This is a genomic window from Nocardia vaccinii NBRC 15922 (genome assembly GCF_001613305.1).
Taxonomy (GTDB): Bacteria; Actinomycetota; Actinomycetes; order Mycobacteriales; family Mycobacteriaceae; genus Nocardia; species Nocardia vaccinii.
The window spans coordinates 15,830-40,451 of record NZ_BDCC01000057.1 but is presented as its reverse complement, the minus strand read 5'-3'; the positions used below and the strand labels follow the sequence as shown (position 1 = coordinate 40,451).

22 protein-coding genes are annotated in these 24,622 nt (G+C 68.3%); 14 read left to right on the top strand and 8 right to left on the bottom strand.

Annotation, left to right across the window (positions count from 1 at the left end; translation table 11 throughout):
* Nucleotides 1–55: 55 nt before the first annotated feature.
* Genes NV1_RS30215 through NV1_RS30205 form a run of 3 tightly spaced genes read right to left on the bottom strand, consistent with a single transcriptional unit; the run spans nt 56 to nt 4,719 of the window.
* Nucleotides 56–1,225, bottom strand: coding sequence for an acyl-CoA dehydrogenase family protein (locus tag NV1_RS30215; protein ID WP_067899034.1), 1,170 nt, complete (start codon nt 1,223–1,225; stop codon nt 56–58).
* Nucleotides 1,210–2,376 (bottom strand): acyl-CoA dehydrogenase family protein, encoded by a 1,167-nt coding sequence (locus tag NV1_RS30210; protein WP_084525963.1) that lies wholly within the window; start codon nt 2,374–2,376, stop codon nt 1,210–1,212. The genes NV1_RS30215 and NV1_RS30210 overlap by 16 nt, the downstream gene beginning before the upstream one ends.
* A 27-nt stretch (nt 2,377–2,403) precedes the next feature.
* On the bottom strand, nt 2,404–4,719 hold the full coding sequence (locus tag NV1_RS30205) for an acyl-CoA dehydrogenase family protein (RefSeq protein ID WP_373864671.1): 2,316 nt from the start codon (nt 4,717–4,719) through the stop codon (nt 2,404–2,406).
* Nucleotides 4,720–4,867: 148 nt separating this feature from the next.
* On the opposite strand from NV1_RS30205, the gene kstR reads away from it, so the two are divergent.
* The 5 genes from kstR (at nt 4,868) to NV1_RS30180 (ending at nt 11,631) form a co-directional block, all read left to right on the top strand.
* Entirely contained in the window at nt 4,868–5,521 is a 654-nt protein-coding gene (gene kstR / locus NV1_RS30200; RefSeq protein WP_067899032.1) for a cholesterol catabolism transcriptional regulator KstR, read from the top strand.
* 253 nt (nt 5,522–5,774) lie between these two features.
* Nucleotides 5,775–8,348, top strand: a complete 2,574-nt coding sequence (gene otsB / locus NV1_RS30195) for a trehalose-phosphatase (RefSeq protein WP_067899029.1) — start codon at nt 5,775–5,777, stop codon at nt 8,346–8,348.
* Between the two features lie 185 nt (nt 8,349–8,533).
* Nucleotides 8,534–9,424: a metal ABC transporter solute-binding protein, Zn/Mn family gene (locus NV1_RS30190; protein ID WP_067899027.1), complete on the top strand. Its 891-nt coding sequence runs from the start codon at nt 8,534–8,536 to the stop codon at nt 9,422–9,424.
* 447 nt (nt 9,425–9,871) lie between these two features.
* A complete protein-coding gene (locus NV1_RS30185; protein ID WP_067899115.1) occupies nt 9,872–10,711 on the top strand; it encodes a metal ABC transporter ATP-binding protein in 840 nt (279 codons plus the stop codon).
* A complete protein-coding gene (locus tag NV1_RS30180; RefSeq protein WP_084525945.1) occupies nt 10,708–11,631 on the top strand; it encodes a metal ABC transporter permease in 924 nt (307 codons plus the stop codon). Before NV1_RS30185 ends, NV1_RS30180 begins: the two co-directional genes overlap by 4 nt.
* A gap of 133 nt (nt 11,632–11,764) precedes the next feature.
* On the opposite strand, the gene NV1_RS30175 is transcribed toward NV1_RS30180, so the two are convergent.
* Entirely contained in the window at nt 11,765–12,640 is an 876-nt protein-coding gene (locus NV1_RS30175) for an HhH-GPD family protein (RefSeq protein ID WP_067899112.1), read from the bottom strand.
* A 244-nt stretch (nt 12,641–12,884) separates the two neighbouring features.
* Between NV1_RS30175 and NV1_RS30170 the strand changes: the two genes are divergently transcribed.
* Both NV1_RS30170 and NV1_RS30165 read left to right on the top strand, forming a co-directional pair.
* The gene (locus NV1_RS30170) at nt 12,885–13,508 is read left to right on the top strand and encodes a carbonic anhydrase (protein WP_067899109.1); all 624 of its coding nucleotides are present in this window, start codon (nt 12,885–12,887) and stop codon (nt 13,506–13,508) included.
* A gap of 106 nt (nt 13,509–13,614) precedes the next feature.
* A complete protein-coding gene (locus NV1_RS30165; RefSeq protein ID WP_067899025.1) occupies nt 13,615–14,298 on the top strand; it encodes a hypothetical protein in 684 nt (227 codons plus the stop codon).
* A 23-nt stretch (nt 14,299–14,321) separates the two neighbouring features.
* On the opposite strand, the gene disA is transcribed toward NV1_RS30165, so the two are convergent.
* The 3 genes from disA to NV1_RS30150 all read right to left on the bottom strand — a co-directional run bounded on the left by disA (nt 14,322) and on the right by NV1_RS30150 (nt 17,662).
* The gene (gene disA / locus NV1_RS30160; RefSeq protein WP_084525943.1) at nt 14,322–15,467 is read right to left on the bottom strand and encodes a DNA integrity scanning diadenylate cyclase DisA; all 1,146 of its coding nucleotides are present in this window, start codon (nt 15,465–15,467) and stop codon (nt 14,322–14,324) included.
* Entirely contained in the window at nt 15,464–16,858 is a 1,395-nt protein-coding gene (gene radA / locus NV1_RS30155) for a DNA repair protein RadA (protein WP_067899021.1), read from the bottom strand. Before radA ends, disA begins: the two co-directional genes overlap by 4 nt.
* Before the next feature lie 120 nt (nt 16,859–16,978).
* Nucleotides 16,979–17,662: a copper chaperone PCu(A)C domain-containing protein gene (locus NV1_RS30150; protein ID WP_245713997.1), complete on the bottom strand. Its 684-nt coding sequence runs from the start codon at nt 17,660–17,662 to the stop codon at nt 16,979–16,981.
* Nucleotides 17,663–17,944: 282 nt separating this feature from the next.
* Here NV1_RS30150 and carD point away from each other — a divergent pair, with 282 nt between their 5' ends.
* The 6 genes from carD (at nt 17,945) to NV1_RS30120 (ending at nt 22,674) form a co-directional block, all read left to right on the top strand.
* Nucleotides 17,945–18,433: an RNA polymerase-binding transcription factor CarD gene (gene carD, locus NV1_RS30145; RefSeq protein ID WP_019931623.1), complete on the top strand. Its 489-nt coding sequence runs from the start codon at nt 17,945–17,947 to the stop codon at nt 18,431–18,433.
* 80 nt (nt 18,434–18,513) lie between these two features.
* A complete protein-coding gene (ispD, locus tag NV1_RS30140) occupies nt 18,514–19,221 on the top strand; it encodes a 2-C-methyl-D-erythritol 4-phosphate cytidylyltransferase (RefSeq protein ID WP_067899100.1) in 708 nt (235 codons plus the stop codon).
* Between the two features lie 14 nt (nt 19,222–19,235).
* Entirely contained in the window at nt 19,236–19,703 is a 468-nt protein-coding gene (gene ispF, locus NV1_RS30135; RefSeq protein WP_067899097.1) for a 2-C-methyl-D-erythritol 2,4-cyclodiphosphate synthase, read from the top strand.
* Nucleotides 19,704–19,866: 163 nt separating this feature from the next.
* Nucleotides 19,867–21,273, top strand: coding sequence for a cysteine--tRNA ligase (gene cysS, locus NV1_RS30130; RefSeq protein ID WP_067899018.1), 1,407 nt, complete (start codon nt 19,867–19,869; stop codon nt 21,271–21,273).
* Entirely contained in the window at nt 21,273–22,250 is a 978-nt protein-coding gene (rlmB, locus tag NV1_RS30125) for a 23S rRNA (guanosine(2251)-2'-O)-methyltransferase RlmB (protein WP_067899015.1), read from the top strand. The genes cysS and rlmB overlap by 1 nt, the downstream gene beginning before the upstream one ends.
* A 118-nt stretch (nt 22,251–22,368) precedes the next feature.
* Nucleotides 22,369–22,674 (top strand): DUF4190 domain-containing protein, encoded by a 306-nt coding sequence (locus NV1_RS30120; protein WP_067899012.1) that lies wholly within the window; start codon nt 22,369–22,371, stop codon nt 22,672–22,674.
* A 12-nt stretch (nt 22,675–22,686) separates the two neighbouring features.
* Here NV1_RS30120 and NV1_RS30115 read toward each other — a convergent pair whose 3' ends face one another.
* Nucleotides 22,687–23,496, bottom strand: a complete 810-nt coding sequence (locus NV1_RS30115) for an enoyl-CoA hydratase/isomerase family protein (protein WP_067899009.1) — start codon at nt 23,494–23,496, stop codon at nt 22,687–22,689.
* 366 nt (nt 23,497–23,862) lie between these two features.
* On the opposite strand from NV1_RS30115, the gene NV1_RS30110 reads away from it, so the two are divergent.
* The gene (locus tag NV1_RS30110) at nt 23,863–24,606 is read left to right on the top strand and encodes an alpha/beta fold hydrolase (RefSeq protein WP_067899006.1); all 744 of its coding nucleotides are present in this window, start codon (nt 23,863–23,865) and stop codon (nt 24,604–24,606) included.
* Nucleotides 24,607–24,622 lie beyond the last annotated feature (16 nt).

Below are 24,622 nucleotides of genomic sequence, written 5' to 3'. Positions count from 1 at the left end.
GATCCCCGGCGGCGACGATCTCGTCGGTTGTGCTGGTTTCCGGCACTCCAGGCTCCTATCTCGGTACGCGTGGCAGCTGCAGACCAGCAGTCGCGATGAGTTCGCGCATGACTTCGTTGACACCGCCGCCGAAGGTCACCACCAGGTTCTGTTTGGTGCGCCGGTCCAGCCAGCCCAGCAGTTCCGCGGTCGCGGGTTCGGCCGGATCGCCGTAGCGACCGACGACCTCTTCCGCCAAACGTCCTGCCTCCTGCAGGGATTCGGTCGAGTAGACCTTGGTCGCGGAGGCGTCGGCGATGACCCCGTTGGGATCCTCGGCAGCCTGATCGGCCTTCGCTGCGACCTGCCAGTTCAGCAGTTCGTTGAGCCGCGTGATCGCGTGCAACCGGCCCAGCGCGCGCTGCACCCCGGGCTGACCCAGCACGCCCTGTGCCTTCGCCCAGTCGTGCACACGGTCGTAGAGCTGCTCGATCTTGCCCGACGGCCCCAGGCCGACCCGCTCGTGATTGAGCTGGGTGGTGATCAGCTTCCAGCCCCGGTTCTCTTCGCCCACAAGCATGTTCGCGGGAACTCGGACGTTGTCGAAATACGTCGCGTTGGTGTGGTGCGCGCCGTCACAGGTGATGATCGGGGTCCAGGAGTAGCCCGGATCGGTGGTGTCCACGATCAGGATGGTGATGCCGCGATGCCGCGATTCGGTGCTGCCGGTGCGGCAGGCCAACCAGAGGTAGTCGGCCTCGTGCGCGCCGGTGGTGAATACCTTCTGCCCGTTGACGATCCAGTCGCCGTCGGAGTCGCGAACGGCGCTGGTGCGCAGCGCGGCGAGGTCGGTCCCGGCCTCCGGCTCCGAGTAGCCGATCGCGAAATGGATGTCACCCGAGAGGATTCCGGGCAGGAACTTCTGTTTCTGCTCGTCGGTGCCGAACTGCTGCAGCGTCGGGCCGACGGTCAGCAACGTGACCAGCGGCAGCGGCACATCCGCGCGCACCGCCTCGTTGTAGAAGATCTGCTGTTCGACGGCTCCGAATCCCTGGCCGCCGAACTCCTTCGGCCAGCCCACGCCGAGCCAACCGTCCCGGCCCATCCGACGCACCACCGCCCGGTAGGCGTCGCCGTGCCGGTTCACCGACATCTCGGCCTCCTCCTCGGGAGTGACGAGATCGGCGAAGTACGAACGTAGTTCGGCGCGTAGGTTGCGCTGTTCGAGCGTCAGATCGATGAACATCTCGCCCCCAGACGGTCCAGCCGGAACGATTCGCCGCCGAGCCAGCGGGCGATGTCCTTGGCCTGTGAGTAATAGCGATGCATTGGGTGGGTCACGTCGACGCCGATGCCGCCGTGCAGGTGATGGCATTTCTGCATGGCCGCGGGCAGATCCGAGGCGACCGCGTAGGCCAGCACCTCGAGATCGTCGTCGACTCTGTGTTCGATGACGCCGCCTCCGGCGTCGCGGGCAGCGGCCCCCGAAGGCTCGCTCCTTCCCTCCTCCGCTCCTCCGCTTCGCTCCCCCGCTCCGTCAGTCCAGGAGCGAGCCAGGCCGCTGCCGAGGTGGGTCGCCAGCGCCCAGTTCGCCGACACCGCCGCGACGTGCAGTGTGCGCGAGACGACGTAGACGTCGGCGATCTCCTGTGCCACAGCCTGGAATTCGGCCAGCGGACGACCGAACTGCTGACGGGTCCGCACATGTTCGGCGGTCAGCGTCAGCACACCCTTCAGCAGCCCGTCGGCGACCGAGCCGATGGAGGCCAGCGCCAGCCGGTGCAGAACGGCGAGCTCGACCGACAGCAGCTGTTCGGCCGGGATGATCACATCGTCGAATTGCACGGAGAATTCCGGGAATCCGGCCGAGGTCGGGCTCTCGACGCGGCTGATTCCGGACGCGTCACCATCCACCACGGCCAGGCCCGCATCCGTCGGCACCAGTATCCACTGCGCCCGATCCGCGTACGGCACAGCGGTTTTGCGGCCGGAGATCCGGACCGAACCACCCTCGGCGACAGCGGTGGTGCGGGGCGCGGTGGTGAACGGCGCACCCGGCTCGTGCAAGGCGGCAGTGAGCACCGCCCCCTTCGCGACGGCGGGAAAGATCTTCTCCGCCAGGGCCTCCGGGAGATTGCCGATCAGTGGCAGCACACCCAGCCCCAACGTCGCCAGGGCGGGCACCTGCACCGCGTCGGTGGCCAGCTCGGTCAGCATCGCCGACACCTCGAGCAGACCCATATCGTCGCCGCCGAAACGTTCGGGGAGGGCGACGGCCAGCAGACCGCTGTCGACGAGGGTTGGCCAAAGCTCGATGTCACGCTCGGTATTGCGTTCCAGCAAACTTACGACAACCTCGGCGACGGCGTCCTGGCTCTCGTCTCTGTCGAAATCCAATTCCATACTCCAGATCGAGGTGTGGACCTACGCCTGCGGTTCGCGCGGGAGTCCGAGTATCCGTTCACCGGCCACCGTCAGCAGGATCTGCTCGGTACCGCCCGCAATCGACAAACAGCGCGTCAGCAGGAATTCCTTCACCACGTCGATATCCTGCGCACCCGCCGTACCGGCGAGTTCGACCGCGAATTCGGCGACTGCCTGCCGGTGCCGCACACCGACCAGTTTGCGCACGCTGCTCTGCGGGCCCGGATCCCCGCCGGCGAGCATGCGCTGCGCTGCACGAGTCTCCAGCAATAGTCCGGCAACAGCGTCGGCGACGAGCTCGCCGATCCGGTCGGCGATCAGCTCCGCACCCGGGCCCGAGGTCGGGGCCGCGGCGATGAGCTCCTCGAGGGCGTCGCCGATTCCGCTGCCGCCCATGGCGACTCGCTCCGAGGACAGCGTCGAGCGCGCGATCTTCCAGCCCGCGCCGAGCTGACCGACCAGGCAGTCGTCGGGGACGAAGACATCGTCCAGGAATACCTCGGAGAAGCGCGCCTCACCGGTGATCTGCACCAGCGGCCGCACCTCGATGCCGGGACTGCTCATATCCACCAGGAAGTAGCTGATCCCCCGGTGCTTGGGTGCGCCGGCATCGGTGCGGGCCAGGCAGATCGCCCAGTTGGCCACGTTGGCCAGCGAGGTCCACACCTTCTGCCCGCGCAGCTGCCAACCGCCGTCCACGCGCGTCGCGGTGGTGCGCAACGCCGCCAGATCCGATCCGGCCTCGGGTTCGCTGAACAGCTGGCACCAGATCACCTCCCCGCGCAACGTCGGCCGCGCGAAACGTTCGATCTGCTCCGGACTGCCGTGCTGTAGCAGGGTCGGCACCGCCCAGTTGCCGATCGTGATGTCCGGCACGGTGATTCCGGCGTTACGAACCTGTTCGTCGATCAGCGTGCGCAGAATCGGTCCCGCGCCCCGACCGTACGGCGCGGGCCAGTGCGGCGCGAAAAGTCCGGTGTCCACCAGGGCATCTCGCTGCTGCTCGACCGGAAGTGCCGCGATCCGAGCGAGGTCCGCGGCGAGTTCGGCCGCCTGTGCGGCGTCCAGGCCGAGCGACTCCCACGCGTCGGTGTCGTCCCGGGCGGTGTCCGCGGCGCTCGCTTCAGGCCCGGAGGCGGCAGCTTGCGTAACCACGGCGGGTCCAGCGAGCGCCGAATCCAACGCAGCACCGAGATCGAGCCCTACCGTGCGCCGATCACCACGACGCACCAACTCGGTCACCCGGGCCCGCCACGGGTCCGAACCACCCAGCAACTGCCGCAACGCGATCGCGCGACGCAGATAGAAGTGCGCGTCGTGCTCCCAGGTGAAGCCGATCCCGCCGAGCACCTGAATGCAATCCTTGGCCGTCTGCACCGCCGCGTCCAGCGAGATGGTCATCGCGATCGCGGCCGCGATCGGCAGTTCGGGATTGCGTCCCTGATCGACCGAGGCGGCGGCCGCGGCGTCGGCGGCGACCGCGCGGATCAGTTCCGCGCGGCACAGCATCCAGGCGCAAATATGTTTCACCGCCTGGAATTCGCCGATTTTGCGGCCGAATTGTTCACGGACCTTGGCATATTCGGTCGCCGTCTCGAGACACCAGCCCGCGATGCCCGCGGCCTCGGCGGCGACCAGCACGGCGGCGAGATCCCGTACGGCATAACCGGGTTCGAAGACCTGCTCGGCCGGCACCCGCACTCCGGCGCACTCCACTCGGGCCAGCGGTGTGCTGTGGTCGAGCGGTTCGAGCGGTTCGATGCGCAACCCGGCCGTACCCGGCGTGATCAGGCACCACGCCTCGCGATCACCGCGTGACACCGGCAGCAGCACCGCGCCGCCGGGGGCCGCGCCCAGCACAGCCGGCCACGTCCCGGTGAGATCCAGGTCACCGGATACGTTGTCCTGCACCCGAACCGGGCCTTCCAGCGCGACGCCGCAGGGCGTATCCTCGGCCAGAGCCGCGCCGGTGACCAGACCGGCCAGGGCGGTCGAGAGCACCGGTCCGCCCACCAGATCGTGCGCCGCCTGCTCGATCAGCACGGCCAGATCGCTCACCGAACCATCCGCGGTTCCGTCACCCTCGGCCACGGCGACACGGAAAATCCCGAGCCCCACCAGGCTCGGCCAATACTCACGCCAGGAATCGTCCGCTCGGTGTTCACCGGGACCGGTCGAGGAGCCCGCATGGTCACGCTCCGCTGGACCCTTCGACCCCAGGCCGGTGCGCATTGTTGCAATCGGGCCGACCGTCGCCGCCCATGCGCTCATCGACTCCTGAACGGCTTTATGCTCGTCAGTGGTGGCGATGGTCACAGTCCATACCGCCTTTCCGGCGTGACTCCCACACCTAGAACATGTTCTAATATCCAGATCGGGCGGATGTCAACCGCCGTCCCACCGAACAGACGAGACGCACCTCCTCGCCACCGAATGAGGCTCGTGCAGGAAAGGACTTTCATCGATGGCCAGTCCCTCCCGAGAGCAGGCAGCGGACTCGGGGGCGCAGAACGGCGGCCGTTCACGCGCGACCCCGGTGTCCACACTCAGTGAGGACGAACTGAGTTCGACCGCGCAGCGCGAACGTCGCAAACGCATCCTCGACGCCACCCTGGCCCTGGCCTCCAAGGGCGGGTACGACGCGGTGCAGATGCGCGCCGTGGCCGAACGCGCCGACGTCGCGGTGGGGACGCTGTACCGGTACTTCCCGTCCAAGGTGCATCTGCTGGTCTCGGCGCTGGCCCGCGAATTCGAGCAGTTCGACAGCAAACGCAAACCGCTGGCCGGGCAGAGCCCGCGCGAGCGCATGCACCTGATGCTGACCCAGATCACCCGGTCCATGCAGCGCGACCCGCTGCTCACCGAGGCGATGACCCGCGCGTTCATGTTCGCCGACGCATCGGCCGCCGCCGAGGTGGACCGGGTCGGCAAGGTGATGGACCGCTTCTTCGCCCGCGCCCTCAACGAGGACGAGCCCTCCGAGCGCGATCTGGCCATCGCCCGGGTGATCAGCGATGTGTGGCTGTCGAATCTGGTCGCCTGGCTGACCCGCCGCGCCTCGGCGACCGACGTCGCCGAGCGTCTGGAACTGACCGTCGACCTGCTGCTCGGCTCGTAGTCCCGACCCGCATCGGATCGGGAGGATTCACACCGAATCCGGGTGACTCGCCGACGCGAGCGGACCAGCCGCGTATGAGAAGTTTGTCGCGGCTTCCCTGCGGCTAATAAGGTGACGCACCGCAGGAGACCTCACAACCTGGGATGCGCACGGCCGAGACGTCCGCGACGTGCGCGAAACACGTGAGCAACCCCCACCCAGTAAGGTTTCTCGCGCCCCCGGTATTTTCTCCTCCGATCACAAGGTTGGATGCGTGAGCGCACAGGATCTGCCAATCGAACTTCGCCGTGCGTTGTCGGCGGTAGCCCGCATGCCGCGGCTACTGGTCGCATCGGACTACGACGGGACACTCGCGCCCATCGTCAGCGACCCGGCGAAAGCCTATCCCCATCGGGAATCGGTGAGCGCTCTGCGCGCGCTCGCCGGCCTGACCGCCACCACGGCGGCCGTCATCTCCGGCCGGGCCCTGCGAGATCTCGCGGCTTTATCCCGGCTCCCGGTCGAGGTACAGCTGATCGGAAGCCACGGCTCGGAATTCGACGTGGGTTTCGTCCATGCCATCGATAACGACGCCCGGAAACTACTGCAGGAAGTGCAGAACTCGCTGACCCGCATCGCGCAGGACAATCCGGGCGTATCGGTCGAGGTCAAACCGGCCAGTGTGGCGCTGCACGTGCGCAATGCCGCACCCGAGGTCGGGCGTCGCGCGCTACAGCAGGCGAATCTGGGGCCCGCCAGCTGGGTCGGCGTGCAGGTGACCGAGGGTAAATCGGTCATCGAGCTGGCCGTCATCCAGACCGACAAGGGCGCCGCGCTGGACATCATCCGGCATCAGGAAGGCGCCTCGGCGGCGGTGTTCTTCGGTGACGACGTCACCGATGAGAAGGCTTTCGCGCGCCTGGCCGGGCCGGACGTGGGCATCAAGGTCGGCGATGGCGAGAGCCAGGCCGGATATCGGGTTGCCAGCACCGAGCAGGTGTCCAGGGCCCTGGCGTTCCTGCTCGAGGAGCGCCGCACCTGGCTGGCCGGCGCCTCGGCCCCCCGAATCGAACGGCTGACCATGCTGGCCGCCCCGCGTGCGAAGGCCCTGGTCACTCCCGACGGCACCGTCACCTGGCTGTGCCATCCCGAGCCGGATTCGGCAGCGGTGTTCGCGCACCTGCTCGGTGGGCCCGAGGCCGGACATTTCACCATCGTGCCCGAGCGGCCCGGACTGCCGCTGTCCCAGCGTTACATCGACGGCACCATGACCGTCGAAACCCGTTGGGCGAGTTTGCAGGTCGTGGACTATCTGCCGCACGACGTGGCTGCCGAGCGGACCGACCTGACCCGCGTCATCACCGGTGACGCCAAGGCCGTGGTCACCTTCGCGCCGCGTCCGGAATTCGGGCAGGTGCCCGTCACACTGGTGCAGGAACCGGCCGGGCTGCGCGTGCACGGTACGAACGATCCGATCGTGCTGCGCTCGCCGGGCGTGCAGTGGACCATCCTCGAGGAGGGTATCCACCACGTCGCCACCGCGGTCGTGGACCCCTCGCGCGGCCCGATCGTCCTGGAAATGCGTTGCGGCACATCGGATCTGGCACCCGCGATGGTGAGCGAACCGGACCGGCGAAGCGAGGCGGAGCGGTACTGGAAGGACTGGGCCGCCAAGCTCGAGCTGCCGCCGCTCAAACCCGATCTGATGAAGCGTTCGGCGTTGACCCTGCGCGGTCTGGTGCATTCCCCGTCCGGGTCGATCCTGGCCGCGGCGACGACGTCGCTGCCGGAGGACATCGGCGGCGTGCGCAACTGGGACTACCGCTACTGCTGGCTGCGCGATGCCTCGCTGACCGCGCACGCGCTGGTGACGTTGGGCTCGCTGACCGAGGCCGAGGAATTCCTGGCCTGGGTACACCGGGTGCTGGAGACCCTCGCCGGACCCGAACGCCTGCACCCGCTGTACACGCTCTACGGCGAGACCCTCGGCCCCGAGGCGGTGCTGGATCAGCTGCCCGGTTACGCCGGCTCCCGGCCGGTCCGGGTGGGTAACGCGGCCAATATGCAGGTGCAGCTGGACGTGTTCGGTCCGATCGTGGACCTGATCGCCGCCCTGGCCGACGCCCGCGAACGCCAGGGCATCGACGACCCCGCGCACGCCCTGTCCGACCAGGACTGGGAGCTGGTCTCGGCCATGGTCTCGGCGGTGCAGCGGCGCTGGAGCGAACCCGATCACGGCATCTGGGAGATCCGCGGCAATCCGCGGCACCACGTGTACTCGAAGGTGATGGGCTGGCTGACCGTGGACCGCGCGGTGCGGCTGGCGGCCAAGTTCGCCCGCCGGGCCGATCCGGGCTGGACCGAACTGCGCGACACCATCGCCGACGAGGTCCGGGCCAAGGGCTGGAACGACGAGGTGCAGTCCTACACCGCCGCCTACGACGGTTCGGACCTGGACGCGGCGACCCTGCACATCGGGTTGAGCGGCCTGATCGATCCTTCCGATCCGCGGTTCGAGGCGACGGTCGTGGCGACCGAAGCGGAACTGCGCAGCGGGTCGACGGTGTACCGGTACCACCACGACGACGGACTGCCCGGCGGCGAGGGCGGCTTCCACCTGTGCGCGGCCTGGCTGGTGGAGGCGTATCTGCTGATCGGCCGGCGGGCCGACGCGGAGGCGTTGTTCGCGCAGCTCGTCGACGTCGCGGGGCCGACCGGACTGCTCAGCGAGGAGTACGACCCGGTCGCGGAGCGATCCCTGGGTAACCATCCGCAGGCGTACAGCCACCTGGGTCTGCTGCGTTGCGCTCAGTTGCTGAGTCAGCCGGTGCCGGCGTTGGTGCAGTGATGCGGTAATTCGCGCGAGATCGGTCGAACGGCCCGTCCGGTTCGGACGGGCCGTTCGCGTATTCGGGGGGCGAGTGCGCGGCGTCACAGGGACGAATCGGACAGACGATACCGCTGGTTCTGGACATGTGAGCTACATTCAAATGGAAATCGTTTCCGTTATCGGTAGTGCCAGGAGTACCCCGCGTGTCCAGAAGTCTCATCGCTCGCGTTGCTGTCATCGCATTAGGGGTTGCCACTGCCGCAACGCTGACCGCGTGCGGAAGTTCGAAGAACACCTCCGGCAAACCGTCGATCATCGCCTCGACCAACGTCTGGGGTAGCGTCGCCGCCGCCGTCGCCGGCTCGGACGCCCAGGTCAGCTCCATCATCTCCAAGCCAACCGATGACCCGCACTCGTATCAGACCACCCCCGAGGACGCGGCGAAGATCCACGACGCCGATCTGGTCGTCTACAACGGCGGCGACTACGACGAATTCGCCGAGAAGGCCGCCGACGGGCGCGGTAAGCCCACCATCGACGCCTTCGCCCTGCGCCCGGCCGCATCGTCGAAGGACGATAACGAGCACGTCTGGTACGACGTGCGGACCGTCGCCGCCGTCGCCACCAAGATCGCCGCGGAACTCGGGACCATCGACAAGGCGCACGCCCAGGCGTACACCGATCGCGCTATCCAGTTCGATTCCAAGCTGAAGAACATCAGCGCGATCACCGATCAGATCGCCACCGCTCATCCCAAGGCTCCGGTCCTGCAGACCGAGCCGATCGCCCACTACCTGCTGCTGGACGCCGACGCCGACGACCGCACCCCACGCCCCTTCGAGGAGGCCATCGAACAGGGCACCGACCCGGCCCCCGCCGATCTGGCGGCGGTGCGGGACCTGTTGAACGGCAAGCAGGTTCGCGCCCTGGTCTACAACATCCAGACCGAGGACAAGACCACGCGGAACGTCGCGGCCACCGCGAAGGCAGCCGGAGTTCCCGTCGTGAACGTGACCGAAACCCTGCCGGAGGGCACCGACTATCTCGGCTGGCAGACCCGCAACGCCGAGGCCCTGGCCGCGGCCCTGAACTGATCGGCAACACCCATGCCCACCTCTCGCAGCTCCACCGAATCCATGGCGCCCGAACCCGCATCCCGCGCCACATCGGAATCCAGTTCTCGGCTGACGAACAGCCTGGCCGCGGCGGACTGCCCGATCTGCGGACCGACCGAATCTCCGGACGCAGAGGTCCGGGGCGTACGCGCCGAACCGCACGAAACCTCCTCGGGCGCAGTTGAAACCGGGGCCTCACAACCGCTCGTCACGACCGGGAGACCTGTTCCGGCCATAGCGGAGCCGAGAGCAGTCACGGAAACCGCCGAGGCCGACAAGGCTGTAACGGGCGCCGACGCCATCAGTCGGACAGCCACATCGGACCACTCCATTCGCGAGCGGGCCGGGACGCCGAGAGCAGACGCCGCCACTGTAGGTCGAACTGCAAACCCCTCTGCGCCAACGGCCTCCGTATCCGGTCAGACGATCAGCCCTCGGGTACGGCTCGCTTCGGACGCTGCACCGGATCGCGGGGCGGTGGTACGGCTGCGCGGCGCGCGCTTGGCGTACGGGGAGCGGACCCTGTGGGACGGGCTGGATCTGGCGGTCCAGGCGGGGGAATTCATCGCGATTCTCGGGCCGAACGGTTCCGGGAAGACTTCCCTGCTGCGGATGTTGCTGGGGCAGGTCGCGCCGAGCGCCGGGGCGGTGGAGATCGCGGGAGTGCCCGCGCGGCTGGGTAATCCGCATATCGGATATGTGCCGCAGCAGAAGACGATCGATTCGGGCGTCCGGTTGCGCGGGGTCGATCTGGTCGGGCTAGGGGTGGACGGGCATCGGTGGGGACTGGGGTGGCGTGGACGTAAGGAGCGGCGGCGCAAGATCGCCGAGGCGGTGGCTCAGGTCGGGGCGCAGCACTATGCGCACGCGCCGCTGGAATCGATGTCCGGCGGTGAGCAGCAGCGATTGCGGGTGGCGCAGGCATTGGTCGGCGATCCGCGGGTGCTGCTGTGCGACGAGCCGCTGTTGAGTCTGGACATGGCCAATCAGCGGCTGGTGGCCGAACTGATCGATGCCCGGCGACGCGGCCACGGCACCGCGGTGCTGTTCGTGACGCATGAGATCAATCCCGTTCTGCCGCTGGTGGATCGGGTGTTGTACCTGGTCGATGGGAAGTTCCGGATCGGCACACCGGACGAGGTGATGACCTCCGAGGTGCTCTCGGAGCTGTACCGCACCGAGGTCGATGTGCTGCGAGTACGCGGCCGGCTGGTCGTCGTCGGAACGGGAGACACGATGGATGCCCTCGGCGGGGAGAACGCATGAACGAGAAGCTCACCGACATCTTCGCCGAGATGCTCGACTTCCACACCACCGCCGATCTGCTGTCCTACGACTTCGTACAGCAGGCGGTGCTGGCCGCCGCGCTACTGGGCCTGCTGGCCGGTGCGATCGGTCCGCTCATCGTGAGCCGCCAGATGTCCTTCGCGGTGCACGGCACCAGCGAGCTGTCCCTGACCGGTGCGGCGGCGGCGCTGCTGGCCGGAATCGGGGTGGGCGCGGGCGCGATCATCGGATCGGTGGTCGCTGCGGTACTGTTCGGCCTGCTCGGATCGCGTGCGCGCGAACGTGATTCGGTGATCGCGGTGGTCCTCTCGTTCGGGCTCGGGCTCTCGGTGCTGTTCCTGTGGCTGGGGCCCACCCGCGCCGGCTCGAAGTTCTCGCTGCTCACCGGACAGGTGGTCAGCGTCGGCGGTAACGGGCTCACCCTGCTGTCCGTCTGCACGGCCGGTGTCCTGCTGGTACTCGCATTCATCTACCGCCCACTGCTTTTCGCCAGCACCGACCCGGAAGTGGCGGTCGCACGCGGAGTTCCGGTGCGGGCGCTGTCGGTGGTCTTCGCGGTACTGCTCGGCATCACGGCCGCGTTCGGCGTGCAGATCGTCGGCGCCCTACTGGTCCTGTCGCTGCTGATCACCCCCGCCGCGGCCGCCGCCCAACTCACCGCGAGTCCCCTGCGCGCCGCGGTCCTGTCCATCGTCTTCGCCGAACTGGCCGCGGTCGGCGGCATCATCGCATCCCTGGCTCCCGGCGTTCCGGTGTCGACCTTCGTCACCGCCATCTCCTTCGCGATCTACCTGATCTGCAGAGCGATCTCGCCCCGGATCAACTCCGGTCGTCGCGCACGCGCGCAAACCCCCTCCACGGCATTCTCCCCTGTCGAAGTGAATTCCACGCCGGGCTGATGTCGTCCTCGAGCTCGATTGCCCCGCGACTGCGCGATCCGCACCGCCGCGGGCGGGCCCGACCCGCATCCGATACTCGGCCGGCACAGGCCGAACGGCTCCGGACGAGCGAATGTGGATGAGGCCGAAACGATCAGGCTCCGGCCTCTCCGGCCAGGGCGAACAGCCCATCGGGAGTCTGCTCGACCAGGCCATCGGTGAGCAGCGAGTCCAGGGCCCGGTCGCGCTGACCCGTATCGCGGGTCCAGGCCAGGTCGAGGGCGACGCGTTCGACCGGTCCGGAAGCTCCGCGCAGGACATCCAGGAGGCGGCCGCGCGCCTGCCGGTCCGTACCGTCGTATTTCTGCGTGCGGCGCACCACATCCGAGGCGGGCCGTCCGGCGTCGAGCCAGGCGCAGCGCGGCAGCGGACAGAGGTCGCAGCCGGGTGCGCGGGCGGTACACACCACCGCGCCCAGTTCCATCAGCGCGGCGGAAAAAACGGCGGCCCGGTCGATTCGGACGGGCAGCAGCGCCTCGGTCTCGACCAGATCGCGGGCCGCGGGATTACCCGCCTCGGCCCTGCCGTGCACCGCACGCGCGACGACCCGGCGAACGTTGGTGTCCACCACCGGAACTCGTTGCCCATAAGCGAAACAGGCCACGGCCCGCGCGGTGTACGCGCCGATCCCCGGCAGCCCGAGCAGCACGTCGACATCGCCGGGCACCTCGTCACCGTGTTCGGCGGCCAGCACCCGGGCGCATTCGTGCAACCGCAACGCCCGCCGCGGATATCCCAGTTTTCCCCAGGCCCGCAACACTTCTCCGGGTGTGGCCGCCGCCATCGCCGAGGGCACCGGCCAGCGCGCCACCCATTCCCGCCATACCGGCTCCACCCGCACCACCGGCGTCTGCTGCAACATGATCTCGCTCATCAGGATCTGCCACGCCGACACCCCGGACCGCCGCCACGGCAGATCCCGCGCCGTCTCCCCGTACCAGTCGATCAGCACATCGGAATCGATACTCACCGGCGCACCCCCGACGCCCACCCACGGCGCCCGGCCTCGACACTTCCCGGATCCATTGCCCACACGGACGAATTCAGCTGCCGAACGATCACACAGCCATGATTCACCCCGAGCCAACCGCCACCCGCACCCGGTCCACATCACGGAGCCTCACCATCGACCCGGGCGATATCGGCACAAGTCTTTGCCGGGAAGTAACCGAGCGGACTGGCCGGTAACCGCGGCCACGTGGAAAATGGGACGCATGCCTCATAGCAACCCGATCAGTGCCTGGAAGTCCCTTCGCGAGGGCAATGACAGGTTCGTCAGCGGTAACCTGCAGCATCCCGGCCAGGGAACCGCGGACCGGGCCAAACTCGTCCACGGACAGCAGCCCGGCGCGATCCTGTTCGGGTGCGGAGATTCCCGCGTGGCCGCGGAGATCATCTTCGATCAGGGGCTCGGCGACATGTTCGTGGTCCGGACCGCGGGCCACGTACTGGATGCCTCGGTGCTCGGATCGATCGAATACGGCGTGGAGATCCTGAACGTCCCGCTGATCGTGGTCCTCGGGCACGACAGTTGCGGCGCGGTCGCCGCCACCATCAACGCGCTCGACGGCGGAGACGTCCCCGGCGGTTTCATCCGCAGCGTCGTCGAACGGGTCACCCCGTCCATCCTGATCGGCCGCCGCGAGGGCCTGACCGGCGTGGACGAGTTGGAGGCGCGGCACGTCGTCGAGACGAGCCGACTGCTCATGCAGCGCTCGATGATCATCTCCCAGCGCGTGGCGACCGGCCAGTGCGCGATCGCCTCGGTCACCTACAAACTCGCCGACGGCCGCGCCCAGCTGCACCGTTCGGTGGGCAACATAGGAGAAACGGTCTGAGCAGAGCGTAGATCCGGCGAGAAGTACCCGGTCCCACAGCTGTTCCACACCGACACGCCGCGCAACTGAGCGGCGGCTCACCCGATCGTGCCCTTACCGTGGTGTCGTGCTGGAACCGACTGGACCACTGCCGCCGGAGATCTACTGGCGTCGTCGCGTGTTCGCTATCGGCGCGATCGTGCTCGCGCTGGCGCTGGTCGTGTGGCTGGCGATCATGCTGTTGCACGGCGGCGGCTCGTCGACGTCGACCGCCGCCGCGACCTCGACCTCCGCGAACGCCACCGGACCCGCGGCCGGATCGGTGACGGCCACCCCGACCGCGACGTCGGCCGATGACGCGGCTTCGTCCACCTCGACGCCGTCGGGCACGGTGAATGCCACGGCGGCCAGCGCACCGGCGGCCTGCCCGGATCAATCGCTGGCGGTGAAGGTGACCGTCGGTCAGCCGAGCTACAAGGCGGGTGACAAGCCGGTGTTCGGGATCGTCATCACCAATATCTCCACCATGGCCTGCTCTCGCGATATGGGTTCGGGCCTGCAACAGGTCTCGGTGCAATCGCTCGACGGCCAGCGCCGGCTGTGGACCAGCACCGACTGCGATCAGGGCGGCCAGCCCGACGTGCGCACCCTCAACGGCGGCCAGCAGGCGGCGTTCACCCTCACCTGGTCCGGCACCACCTCGCAGCCCAACTGCGCGGGCGATCGCGTCCCCGTCCCGGCGGGCTCCTACGCCGTCAGCGCGCAATTCGGTTCCGTGCACAGCTCCCCGGAGACGTTCAACATCTCCTGACCGAGACGTACCGCCGACGCGATTCAGACCCCGCCGGATTCGGCGAGGCGAGACAAACCCTCGCGAATCTGCCGGGCCGCCTGGGGATCCACCCCGTCCAGGGTTTCCAGTTCGTCGGCGGTGGCCGACAGCAGGCTCGACAGCGAACCATACACCGCGACAACCGATTCCACGGTGCTCAGGGTCACCCGGGGAATCTCGGCGAGCAGCCGGTAGCCGCGCGGGTACACGGCGGTGTCCAGAGCCTCCAGGGTGGCCGGAAAGCCCAGTGCCGGACCGAGATTCGCCAGCTCCAGGAGATCCACCTCGAGCAGAGCGTCCAGTTCGGCCAGCGCCGCGTCGACACTCCGCTCGTCCACCGGATGCATCCGCAGATAGTCGCGAACCAGCAGCCGCCGCAGCGTGTCGGTCTCGCCCACCAGTTCGGCCAGTTGCAGCGCGAGCTGACGACCGTCGATACCGAGTTCGCCCACATCCGAGTCGATCTCGCGACCGATCCGGCGCACCAGTTCGAGGCAGTGCAGGACGGTCAGCACATCGCGCAGGGTGGTGAAATCCTCCAGCTCCACGATCGAGAGCAGCCGCATCGTCTCGTCGAGCCGCGAACGGTAGCGCTCGAGCGTTCCCATCGCCTGATTGGCCCGGGAGAGAATCGACTGCGAGGGCTGGACCAGATGCCGCAGGCCGCCCAGATACACCGTCACGATCCCGGTCGAGCGGCTCACCGAGACCACCGGATATCCGGTCTGCGCCGCGGTGCGCTCGGCGGCCTTGTGCCGGGTGCCGGACTCCACCGTGGGCAGCGCCGGATCGGGGACCAGATGCACGTTGGCCCGTCGGATTCGCCCGCCGTCGGTCGAAAGCACAACCGCGCCATCCATTTTCGACAATTCGCGCAGGCGCGTCGGGGAGAACTCGATATCGAGTTCGAAACCCCCGTCGCAGATCCGCTCGACCGACTCGTCGTGCCCCAGCACGATCAACGCACCGGTGCGCGCCAGCAGGATCCGGTCGATACCGTCGCGCAACTGGGTGCCCGGAACCAGCCGGGCGATGACGTCACGCAACCCGAGATGCCCGCTATCGCAGTACGGCGCAGCGGAATTCGCCGGCTCGATGCCCGGCGTGGGCTTGCCGAGCAGGTTGGTGACCCAACGGCCAGGGTTCATTGGGTAGCCTCCGCATGTTCGCCCCCTCGCTTCGACAAACCACTCAACGCAACCGCCGCACGAACATTCGCCACTTCGCGCACCCTCATGGACAGGCCGGAGCAATCCACGCCCGGCGGCACCAGCGCCTCAGTGAAACCTAGCCGCTCGGCCTCGGCGAGGCGACGCCCGGCCCCCGTGACACGCCGAACCTCGCCGGCCAGCCCGACCTCACCCAGGATCACCATGCCGCCGGGCAGCGAGATTCCGCGCTCGGAACTCGTGATCGCCAGTGCGACAGCCAGATCCGCACCCGGTTCGGTCAGCCGCATACCGCCCACCGTGGCCGCGTACACATCGTGTTTGCCGAGGTAGACGTGGCATCGGCTCTGCAGTACCGCGAGCACCATCGACACCCGGTTGTAGTCCAGACCACTGACCGCTCGACGCGGCGCGGGCGCGGGCGTCGACACCGTCAGGCCCTGTACCTCGGCCAGCAGCGGACGTTTGCCATCCATCGCGACCGTGATCGCCGTACCCGGCACCGGATCGGCGCGATGATGCAGGAACAGTCCGGAAGGATCGGGCACACCGGCGATCCCGTCGTCGTGCAGTTCGAAACAGCCCACCTCGTCGGCGCTGCCGAAGCGATTCTTCACACCGCGGACCATGCGCAGGGCGGAGTGTTTGTCGCCCTCGAACTGCAACACCACGTCGACCAGATGCTCGAGCGTGCGCGGACCCGCCACATTGCCGTCCTTGGTGACGTGCCCGACCAGCAGAACCACGATACCGGTGGCCTTGGCCAGCGAGGTCAGCGCCGAGGTCACCGCGCGCACCTGCGTCACGCCGCCGATGACGCCCTCGGCATCAGCGGCCAGCATGGTCTGCACCGAGTCGACCACCAGCAGCGAGGGCCGGACCTGCTCGACATGCCCGAGGATGGTGGCCAGATCCGATTCGGCGGCGAGATAGACGCGCTCGTGCACCGCGCCGGTCCGATCGGCACGCAGCCGCACCTGTCCGGCGGACTCCTCGGCGGTCACATAGAGCGCGCGTTCCTCCCGCTGCCGCGCCCAGCGGTGAGCCACCTCGAGCAGCAACGTCGATTTGCCCACACCGGGTTCGCCGGACAGCAGCACCACCGAACCGGGGACCACACCGCCGCCGAGCACCCGGTCCAGCTCGCTCACGCCCGTCGGACGCGCACGGGTGACCTGCGAATCGATGGTGGAGATCGGCGCGGCGGCCGTCGATGGCAGCAGGGCGCGCCGCCCGGTGGCGACCGATGCGGGTGCCGCGGCCTGCTCGTCGATGGAACCCCATTCACCGCAGGAGGGGCAGCGTCCCACCCACTTGGCGACCTCGTGCGAACAGGCGGAGCAGCGGTAGAGCGATTTCACCTTGGGCACGTGCGCAGCCTAGGGATCGACTCCGACAGATTCCGCATGCCCTGCCGCACCGCCGGTCCGAGAGCCTTTCGGCCCGGCGGCGGGCCGGTTCCGGCCACCGGGTGCGACCGTCGTCCGGGATCAGCTCGCGGCGTGCGGCGCGCTGTCGCCGTCGACCGGAACGTTCACCAGAACGGTCCCGGCCTCCTTGAAATTGAAGGTGACCGGATAGGTCAAGCCGGGGGTGATGTCCTTGGTCAGGCCCGTGATCTCGACCAGGATCGGCTTGGCCGGGCCGGAGGTCGCCTTACCGTCGGCGGCTGCCGGCGTGGTGGTCGCCTGCGCGGTGGTGCTCGACGCGCTGGTGGATGTGCCGCCGGCGGGTGTGCTGGTCGAGGTGGCCGGGGCGCTGGCCTGCACGGCCTCGGGGCCACCCGCGACGACGGTCCGGCCCGGGGCCAGGGTCGCGTCCGACGGGGTGATCTGGACGGTGCCCAGGTCGGTGGTGATGCTGCTGAGCTCGTCGGTCTGGGACGTGCCGAAGTTGACCGCGCTGAAGGCGAGCACCGCCTTACCGCCCTTGGCGTTGGTGTACTCCTCGGACTGCGGCAGCAGAACGCGCACGTCGCGCAGCGCCACATTGCCGACGTTCGCGGTATTGCCGTTCACCGCGGAAACCTGGCGCGCGGTCTGCGCGATCTGGCCGGAGCTGCAGCCCGACAACGCGAGTGCGGCACCCGCGGCCAGCGCGGCAACTGCAACAGCACTGCGGCGCACGGCACTGCGGCGCGCCTCGGACGCTGTGGTGGCTTTCAGGGCAGTCACGGGTTGTCCTCCATGTCGACCGGGCTCACTCCACGATGCAGAGTAGTAGTACGGAGCGTAATAGTTGTCCGGGCACGCGGATCGGCAGGGCCCCCGGTGGTCCCGGCGTCGCACCCGCCGCGCGACCGCCCTGCCGTAACTCGTTCTGGCACAACAGGATGCACACCGAATTTGTTCTGTCAACCCCCAGCACGCGCCTGTTGTGGCCCTGACCTGCGTCGTTGATCGCGCCGTTATCGAGTCGCATGTTAAACTGTGAGCATCGAAAGGGGCACGGGACACATGATTTTTAAGGTCGGAGACACCGTCGTTTACCCCCACCACGGAGCGGCGCTGATCGAAGCTATCGAGACTCGCACCATCAAAGGTGTGCAGAAGGAGTATCTGGTCCTGAAGGTCGCCCAGGGCGATCTCACTGTACGAGTTCCCGCCGAGAATGCCGAATACGTCGGCGTTCGTGACGTCGTGGGCCAGGAGGGTCTCGATCGAGTCTTCCAGGTACTACGTGCGCCGCACACGGAGGAGCCGACGAACTGGTCTCGGCGTTACAAGGCCAACCTGGAGAAGCTCGCCTCCGGCGATGTGAACAAGGTGGCCGAGGTCGTGCGTGATCTCTGGCGACGCGAACAGGATCGCGGCCTGTCCGCCGGCGAGAAGCGGATGCTCGCCAAGGCTCGTCAGATCCTCGTCGGTGAACTCGCCCTTGCCGAGGGCACCGATGATGTCAAGGCCGAGACCCTGCTCGACGAGGTTCTCGCAGCGGCCTCCTGATCGTGAACCAACTGCACGACACCAGTCGTGTCGTGGCATTGGTGCCTGCCGCCGGTCGGGGCGTTCGCCTGGGTGAGTCCATGCCCAAGGCGTTCGTGCCGGTCGGCGGCACGCCCATGCTCACACTCGCAATAGACGGTCTGATCGCGTCCGAGGTCGTGGACCACATCGTGATCGCCGCGCCCGCCGAACTCATCGACGAGGCGCGGATTCTGCTAGGCCACCGCGTCGAACCGGCATGCCCCGTGCCGGTGAGCGTGGTCGCGGGCGGCGTGGAACGTTCCGATTCGGTGCGTTCCGGAATCGACGCCGCACCGCAGGCCACCCATTTCCTCGTGCACGATGCCGCGCGCGCCTTGACGCCGCCGTCGATGATCGCGCGAGTGGTGGCCGAACTGACGTCCGGTTGCCCGGCCGTCGTCCCGGGTCTGCCCGTCGCCGACACGATCAAATCCGTGGACGCCACCGGCGAGGTGACCGGCACCCCCGACCGCGCCCTACTGCGCGCGATCCAGACTCCCCAGGGTTTCGAGGCGCAACTCCTGCGTGACGCCTACGCCGCGGGAATGCACGCGACCGACGACGCGGGCCTGGTCGAGGCGTTCGGCGCACATGTCCGGGTGATCCCCGGCGACCCGCTGGCATTCAAGATCACCACTCCGCTGGATCTGCGGCTGGCTCGCACGCTGCTCGCCGAGCGCGACACTCCCGAGGCCGCGAACGAGTCCGTGGATATCCGCACCGCGTCGCGGACCCGGGCGGCCGCGAACAGCTCGGTGTCGCGGTGATCGATCCCACTGGTCTGCGGGTCGGCCTCGGCACCGACGTACACCCGATCGAACCCGGCCGTCCCTGCTGGATGGCCGGTCTGCTGTTCGAGGGCGAGAGCGGCTGCTCCGGTCACTCCGACGGTGACGTCGGCGCGCACGCACTGTGCGACGCGCTGCTGTCGGCGGCCGGGCTGGGCGATGTGGGCGCGGTATTCGGCGTCGGACGGCCAGAATGGGCCGGGGTGTCCGGTGCGGACATGCTCCGCGAGGTCCGGCGTCTGCTGGACGAGGCCGGATATACCGTCGTCAACGCGGCCCTGCAGGTCATTGGCAACCGTCCCAAGATCGGGCCTCGCCGTAGCGAGGCGCAGCAGGTACTGGGAGAATTACTCGGTGCACAGGTGTCGGTGTCCGGCACGACCACCGACGGTCTGGGACTCACCGGGCGCGGCGAGGGTGTCGCGGCGGTCGCCACAGCGTTGCTGTGTCGGCGATGTTGATCGTCGGCGCGAACGGGGCCCTGCGTGGTGACACAAGCTGCCGCCTCCGGGGCTGACCGTACGCGCCGGGCTGACTCCCTCGCACACCTGAGCTGCCGGATACCCCCCACCCGGCGCCCGCCCTGTACCTTATGCAAAATTCCCGACAGTAGGATGGCTGGTCGTGACTCTGCGCCTGTTCGACACCGCGACGCGGACCCTGCGTGATTTCACGCCTCTGGTCCCCGGCCGAGCGTCGATATACCTGTGTGGCGCCACGGTGCAGGGCGAGCCACATATCGGACACGTCCGCAGCGGCGTCGCGTTCGACGTCCTGCGCCGATGGCTGCTCGCGGGCGGTTACGACGTCGCGTTCGTGCGAAATGTCACCGATATCGACGACAAGATCCTGAACAAGGCCGCCGCCGCGGGCCGCCCCTGGTGGGAGTGGGCCGCCACGCACGAGCGCGTCTTCGACCGCGCCTATGCCGCGCTCGGCGTGCTGCCGCCGTCGGTGGAACCGCGCGCGACCGGGCACATCACCCAGATGGTCGAGATGATGGAGCGGTTGATCGAACGCGGTCACGCATACGCCTCGTCCGGGAACGTCTACTTCGATGTGTGCAGCTATCCCGAATACGGGGCGTTGTCCGGCCACAAACTCGACGACGTACATCAGGGTGAGAGCGCGGGTGAGGGCAAACGCGATCCGCGCGACTTCACGCTCTGGAAGGCCGCCAAACCCGGCGAGCCGACCTGGCCCTCGCCGTGGGGTCCGGGTCGCCCCGGCTGGCATCTGGAATGCTCGGCGATGGCCGGGTTCTATCTCGGCCCGGAATTCGATATCCATTGCGGCGGTATGGATCTGGTGTTCCCGCACCACGAGAACGAAATCGCCCAATCCCGTGCCGCCGGTGACGGTTTCGCGCGGTACTGGTTGCACAACGGCTGGGTGACCCTGGGCGGGGAGAAGATGTCCAAGTCGCTGGGCAACACTCTGGCCGTGCCGAATGTGCTGGAACATGTTCGGGCCGTGGAACTTCGGTTCTACCTGGGCAGCGCGCACTACAGCTCGATGCTGGAGTACTCCGATCAGGCGCTGCGCGATGCGGCCCAGACCTATCAGCGACTCGAGGCATTCGTGCGCCGGGCGACCGAGCGGCTGGGCGATGTTCCGGTCGGCAAGTGGACCGACGCGTTCGCCGAGGCGCTGGACGACAATCTCGGAATTCCCAAGGCACTGGCCGAAATTCACCGCGTCGTGCACGAGGGCAACAAGGCGCTCGAATCCGGTGCGGCCGATACCGCCCGCGAGGCGGCCGGACAGGTGCGTGCGATGCTCGGCATCCTGGGTGTGGATCCACTGGATCCGCACTGGTCCGGGCCGCAGGATTCGTCCGCGGCGAACGACGCGCTGGACGTTCTGGTGCGCGCCGAACTCGACCGCCGCCAGCGGGCTCGCGCCGCGAAGGATTGGGCCGAGGCCGATGCGGTGCGCGATCGACTGCACGAGGCAGGGGTCGAGGTCACCGACACACCCGACGGCCCGGAGTGGTCGCTGATATCACCGATGACACGAAAGACGAACTGATGGCAGGCAATTCGCAACGGCGTGGCGCGGTGCGCAAGGGCGGCAGCAAGAAGGGACAGGTCGTCGGGTCCGGCGGTAAGCGTCGTCGCGGCCTCGAAGGGCGGGGCGCGACCCCGCCCGCGACCGAACGCAAATACCACCCCGCGGCCAAACGCGCGGCCGCGGCGGCCAAGGCCGCGGCCAAGACTCGCGGCGGCCCCTCCTCCGGCGGCCGGGTCGCCGGACGCCGCAACGCCGACGCACCCGAACTGGTGCTCGGCCGCAATCCGGTGGTGGAATGCCTGCGCGCCGGCGTCCCGGCGACCGCGCTGTACGTCGCGGTGGGCACCGAGAACGACGAACGGCTCACCGCCTCGGTGAAACTCGCCGCCGACGCCGGAATCTCGATCTTGGAGGTGCCGCGCACCGACCTGGATCGCATGAGCACCAACGGATTACATCAGGGCGTGGCCCTGCAGGTGCCGCCCTACCGGTACGTTCACCCGGACGACCTGCTCCAATCCGCCAATGGCTCGGGCGAACCCGCGTTGCTGGTGGCGTTGGACAACATCTCCGATCCGCGCAATCTCGGCGCGGTGATCCGTTCGGTCGCGGCCTTCGGCGGTCACGGCGTGGTGATCCCGCAGCGGCGCAGCGCGAGCGTCACGGCGGTGGCCTGGCGCACCAGCGCCGGCGCCGCAGCCCGGCTGCCCGTCGCGCGCGCGACGAATCTGACTCGCACACTGAAGGATTGGGCCTCGACCGGCGTGCAGATCGTCGGCCTGGACGCGGGCGGAGACACCGTCCTGGACGAATTCGACGGCACCGCACCGACAGTCGTGGTGGTCGGCTCGGAGGGCAAGGGCCTGTCCCGGCTGGTGCGCGAGACCTGTGACGAGATCCTGAGCATTCCGATGGCCGGACCGGTCGAATCGCTGAACGCCTCGGTCGCGGCGGGTGTCGTACTGGCCGACATCGCACGTCAGCGCCGGTCCTGACGAGCGAATCCGCCCGTCCAGGAGGCGAATTCTGCCTCGTGATCGCGTCGGCCGATGTGAATTGGCGCGCGTCCGGACGATGAAATGGCCCGCGTCACCGTAGACTTGACCGGTGGCCATGTGGAATGAGCCTCCCTACTGGGGGGGAGAGCTGCCCGATCAGCCGATCGGTCAGCCCGTCGAGCATCCGCACGCGACGACAGTGCTACTGCTCGGCGCCCTGAGCATATTCTGTTGTGGCGCACTGGGTCCGGTGGCATGGGCGTTGGGCAAGCAGGCGTTGGATCAGATCGAGCGATCCGGCGGCACGCTCGGCGGCCGCTCGCAGGTGCTGACCGGGTACGTCCTCGGCGTCGTCGGAACGGTGCTGATGGTTCTGGTGGCCATCGTCTTCCTGCTGATGGTCATCGGTGGACGTGCCTGACCGAGCAGGCTCTCAGTCCAGCCCGGGGCGTTCGGGCTCGGACAGCATCTCCCAAGCCGGCCATTCGTCGGTGATGCTGCCGGTCCAGCGGGGCGGGCGGCGGTCGCGGAATGCGGCCATCCCCTCCCCGCCGTCGATACTCTGCGCGACGTAGCCGTTCAGCTCGGTCTCCATCCGGCCGACCGCCTCCTGCGTCATCCCCAGGCTCTCCCATAGCAGCCGTTTGGACAACGCCACGGGAAGCGGCGCGGATCCGCCCGCGATGTCGTGTGCGACGGCCATCGCGGTCGGCAGCACCTCGGATGCGTGCAGGCAGCTGTTGGCCAAGCCCATGGCCTTGGCCTCGTCACCGTCGAAGGTGCGGCCGGTGAGCATGATGTCGGCGGCATTGGCCATTCCGGCCAGCCGGGGCAGCATCCAGTGCGCGTAGCCGTCGGCAAGCACCGCGCGACGGACCTGATTTAGGCCGTACACCGCGTCGCGGGCCAGGTACCGCAGGTCGCATTGCAGCGCGAGCGCCAGGCCGATGCCGACCGCGTGGCCGTTCACCGCCGCGATCACCGGTTTGCGCACCCGCCAGGGCGGCGGATCGAGGGTGGCGCTGACATCGCCGACCCGGTGGGACAGGTCCGCGCCCGCGCAGAAGGCCGGTGGCGTCCCGGTGAGCACGACCGCGCGAATCGCGTCCTCGACATCGCAGCGGCGCAGGGCCGCGCCGAGTTCCTCCGTCAACGCCGGGGTCAGCGCGTTCTGCTGAGCGGGACGGTTGAGCGTGAGTACCGCGACGCCGCCGGAAACATCGACGTGCAGTTCCGAACTCATGCAATGTCCTTCCGGGGCGGGCGAACCCGTTGCGACACGACCGTCGCAGGCTTACCGACCGCAATCTTTCCCGCACGACTCGGTGTTACACGGCGCATTGCCGACCGGACGTGCTGCGTACCTCCGGCACGAAACCGATCCGCCGGACCAGCTCATGCGTGCGACAACATCCTAGGACACCGCTGCCGGGCATCAGGGGGGCCGTGCGCATTCAGGACACGCACACTCCCGGCGGGACCAGCTCGGTCCATCGAAGCGGCGAACCGATGCCGACCGCCACAGCCTCGGGCTATCGGAAGCCGCGGGGTCTCCGGAGCGAAGCACCGGCCGACGCACTCGTCGAGGTTCGCCGTATGGTCGGAGCCGATGCTGATCGACGAGGGTGGCACAGGTGTGCCGATTCTGCTGCTGCACGGGCTGATGGGCAGCGCGCGGACGTGGCGTGCGCACGTGGACTGGCTGCGCCCGTTCGGGCGGCTGTACACGTTCGACGCCGCCGGACACGGTCGGCCCGCACCGCCGGAGTTGACCACCGAGGCATTCGTCGCGGATCTGGCCGCCGCCACCGCGGAGATCACCGAGCCGATGGTGGTGATCGGTCACTCGATGGGCGGGCTGCACGGGTGGATGTTCGCCGCGACGCATCCGGAGCGGGTGCGTGCGCTGGTGGTCGAGGATATGGCCCCGGATTTCCGCGGCCGCACCGCCCGGGACTGGGCGCGGATGATCGAAGCCTGGCCGCAGCCCTTCCCCGACGAGGACGCGATGCTGGACTTCTTCGGTCCGGTGGCCGGGCATTACTTCCTGCGGGCCTTCACCCGCGGTGCCGATGGCTACCGATTGCACGGTGCGGTAGCGACCTTCCGCGATATCTCCGAGGAGTGGGGCACCCGGGACTTCTGGTCGCAGTGGCACGCCGTGCGCGCCCCCGCCCTGCTGATCGAGGGCGAGCACACCATCACTCCGCCCGGTCAGATGCGTCGCATGGCCGCCGACCATCCGAACGCCCGCCACGTCCTGATCTCCGATGCGGGCCATCTCGTCCACGACGATCAGCCCGCCGCCTACCGCACCGAGGTCACCGGCTTCCTGTCCGAGGTCCTCGGCTGATCCGCCGACGGCCGCA

What these genes read in the sequence shown, in the direction of transcription:
- NV1_RS30215 (WP_067899034.1), bottom strand. Translation starts at nt 1,225, where the DNA reads ATGTTCATCGATCTGACGCTCGAACAGCGCAACCTACGCGCCGAACTA.
- rlmB (WP_067899015.1), top strand. Translation starts at nt 21,273, where the DNA reads ATGGCAGGCAATTCGCAACGGCGTGGCGCGGTGCGCAAGGGCGGCAGC.
- ispD (WP_067899100.1), top strand. Translation starts at nt 18,514, where the DNA reads ATGCCCAAGGCGTTCGTGCCGGTCGGCGGCACGCCCATGCTCACACTC.
- disA (WP_084525943.1), bottom strand. Translation starts at nt 15,467, where the DNA reads ATGAACCCTGGCCGTTGGGTCACCAACCTGCTCGGCAAGCCCACGCCG.
- NV1_RS30170 (WP_067899109.1), top strand. Translation starts at nt 12,885, where the DNA reads ATGCCTCATAGCAACCCGATCAGTGCCTGGAAGTCCCTTCGCGAGGGC.
- NV1_RS30110 (WP_067899006.1), top strand. Translation starts at nt 23,863, where the DNA reads ATGCTGATCGACGAGGGTGGCACAGGTGTGCCGATTCTGCTGCTGCAC.
- carD (WP_019931623.1), top strand. Translation starts at nt 17,945, where the DNA reads ATGATTTTTAAGGTCGGAGACACCGTCGTTTACCCCCACCACGGAGCG.
- NV1_RS30115 (WP_067899009.1), bottom strand. Translation starts at nt 23,496, where the DNA reads ATGAGTTCGGAACTGCACGTCGATGTTTCCGGCGGCGTCGCGGTACTC.
- NV1_RS30180 (WP_084525945.1), top strand. Translation starts at nt 10,708, where the DNA reads ATGAACGAGAAGCTCACCGACATCTTCGCCGAGATGCTCGACTTCCAC.
- NV1_RS30120 (WP_067899012.1), top strand. Translation starts at nt 22,369, where the DNA reads ATGTGGAATGAGCCTCCCTACTGGGGGGGAGAGCTGCCCGATCAGCCG.
- kstR (WP_067899032.1), top strand. Translation starts at nt 4,868, where the DNA reads ATGGCCAGTCCCTCCCGAGAGCAGGCAGCGGACTCGGGGGCGCAGAAC.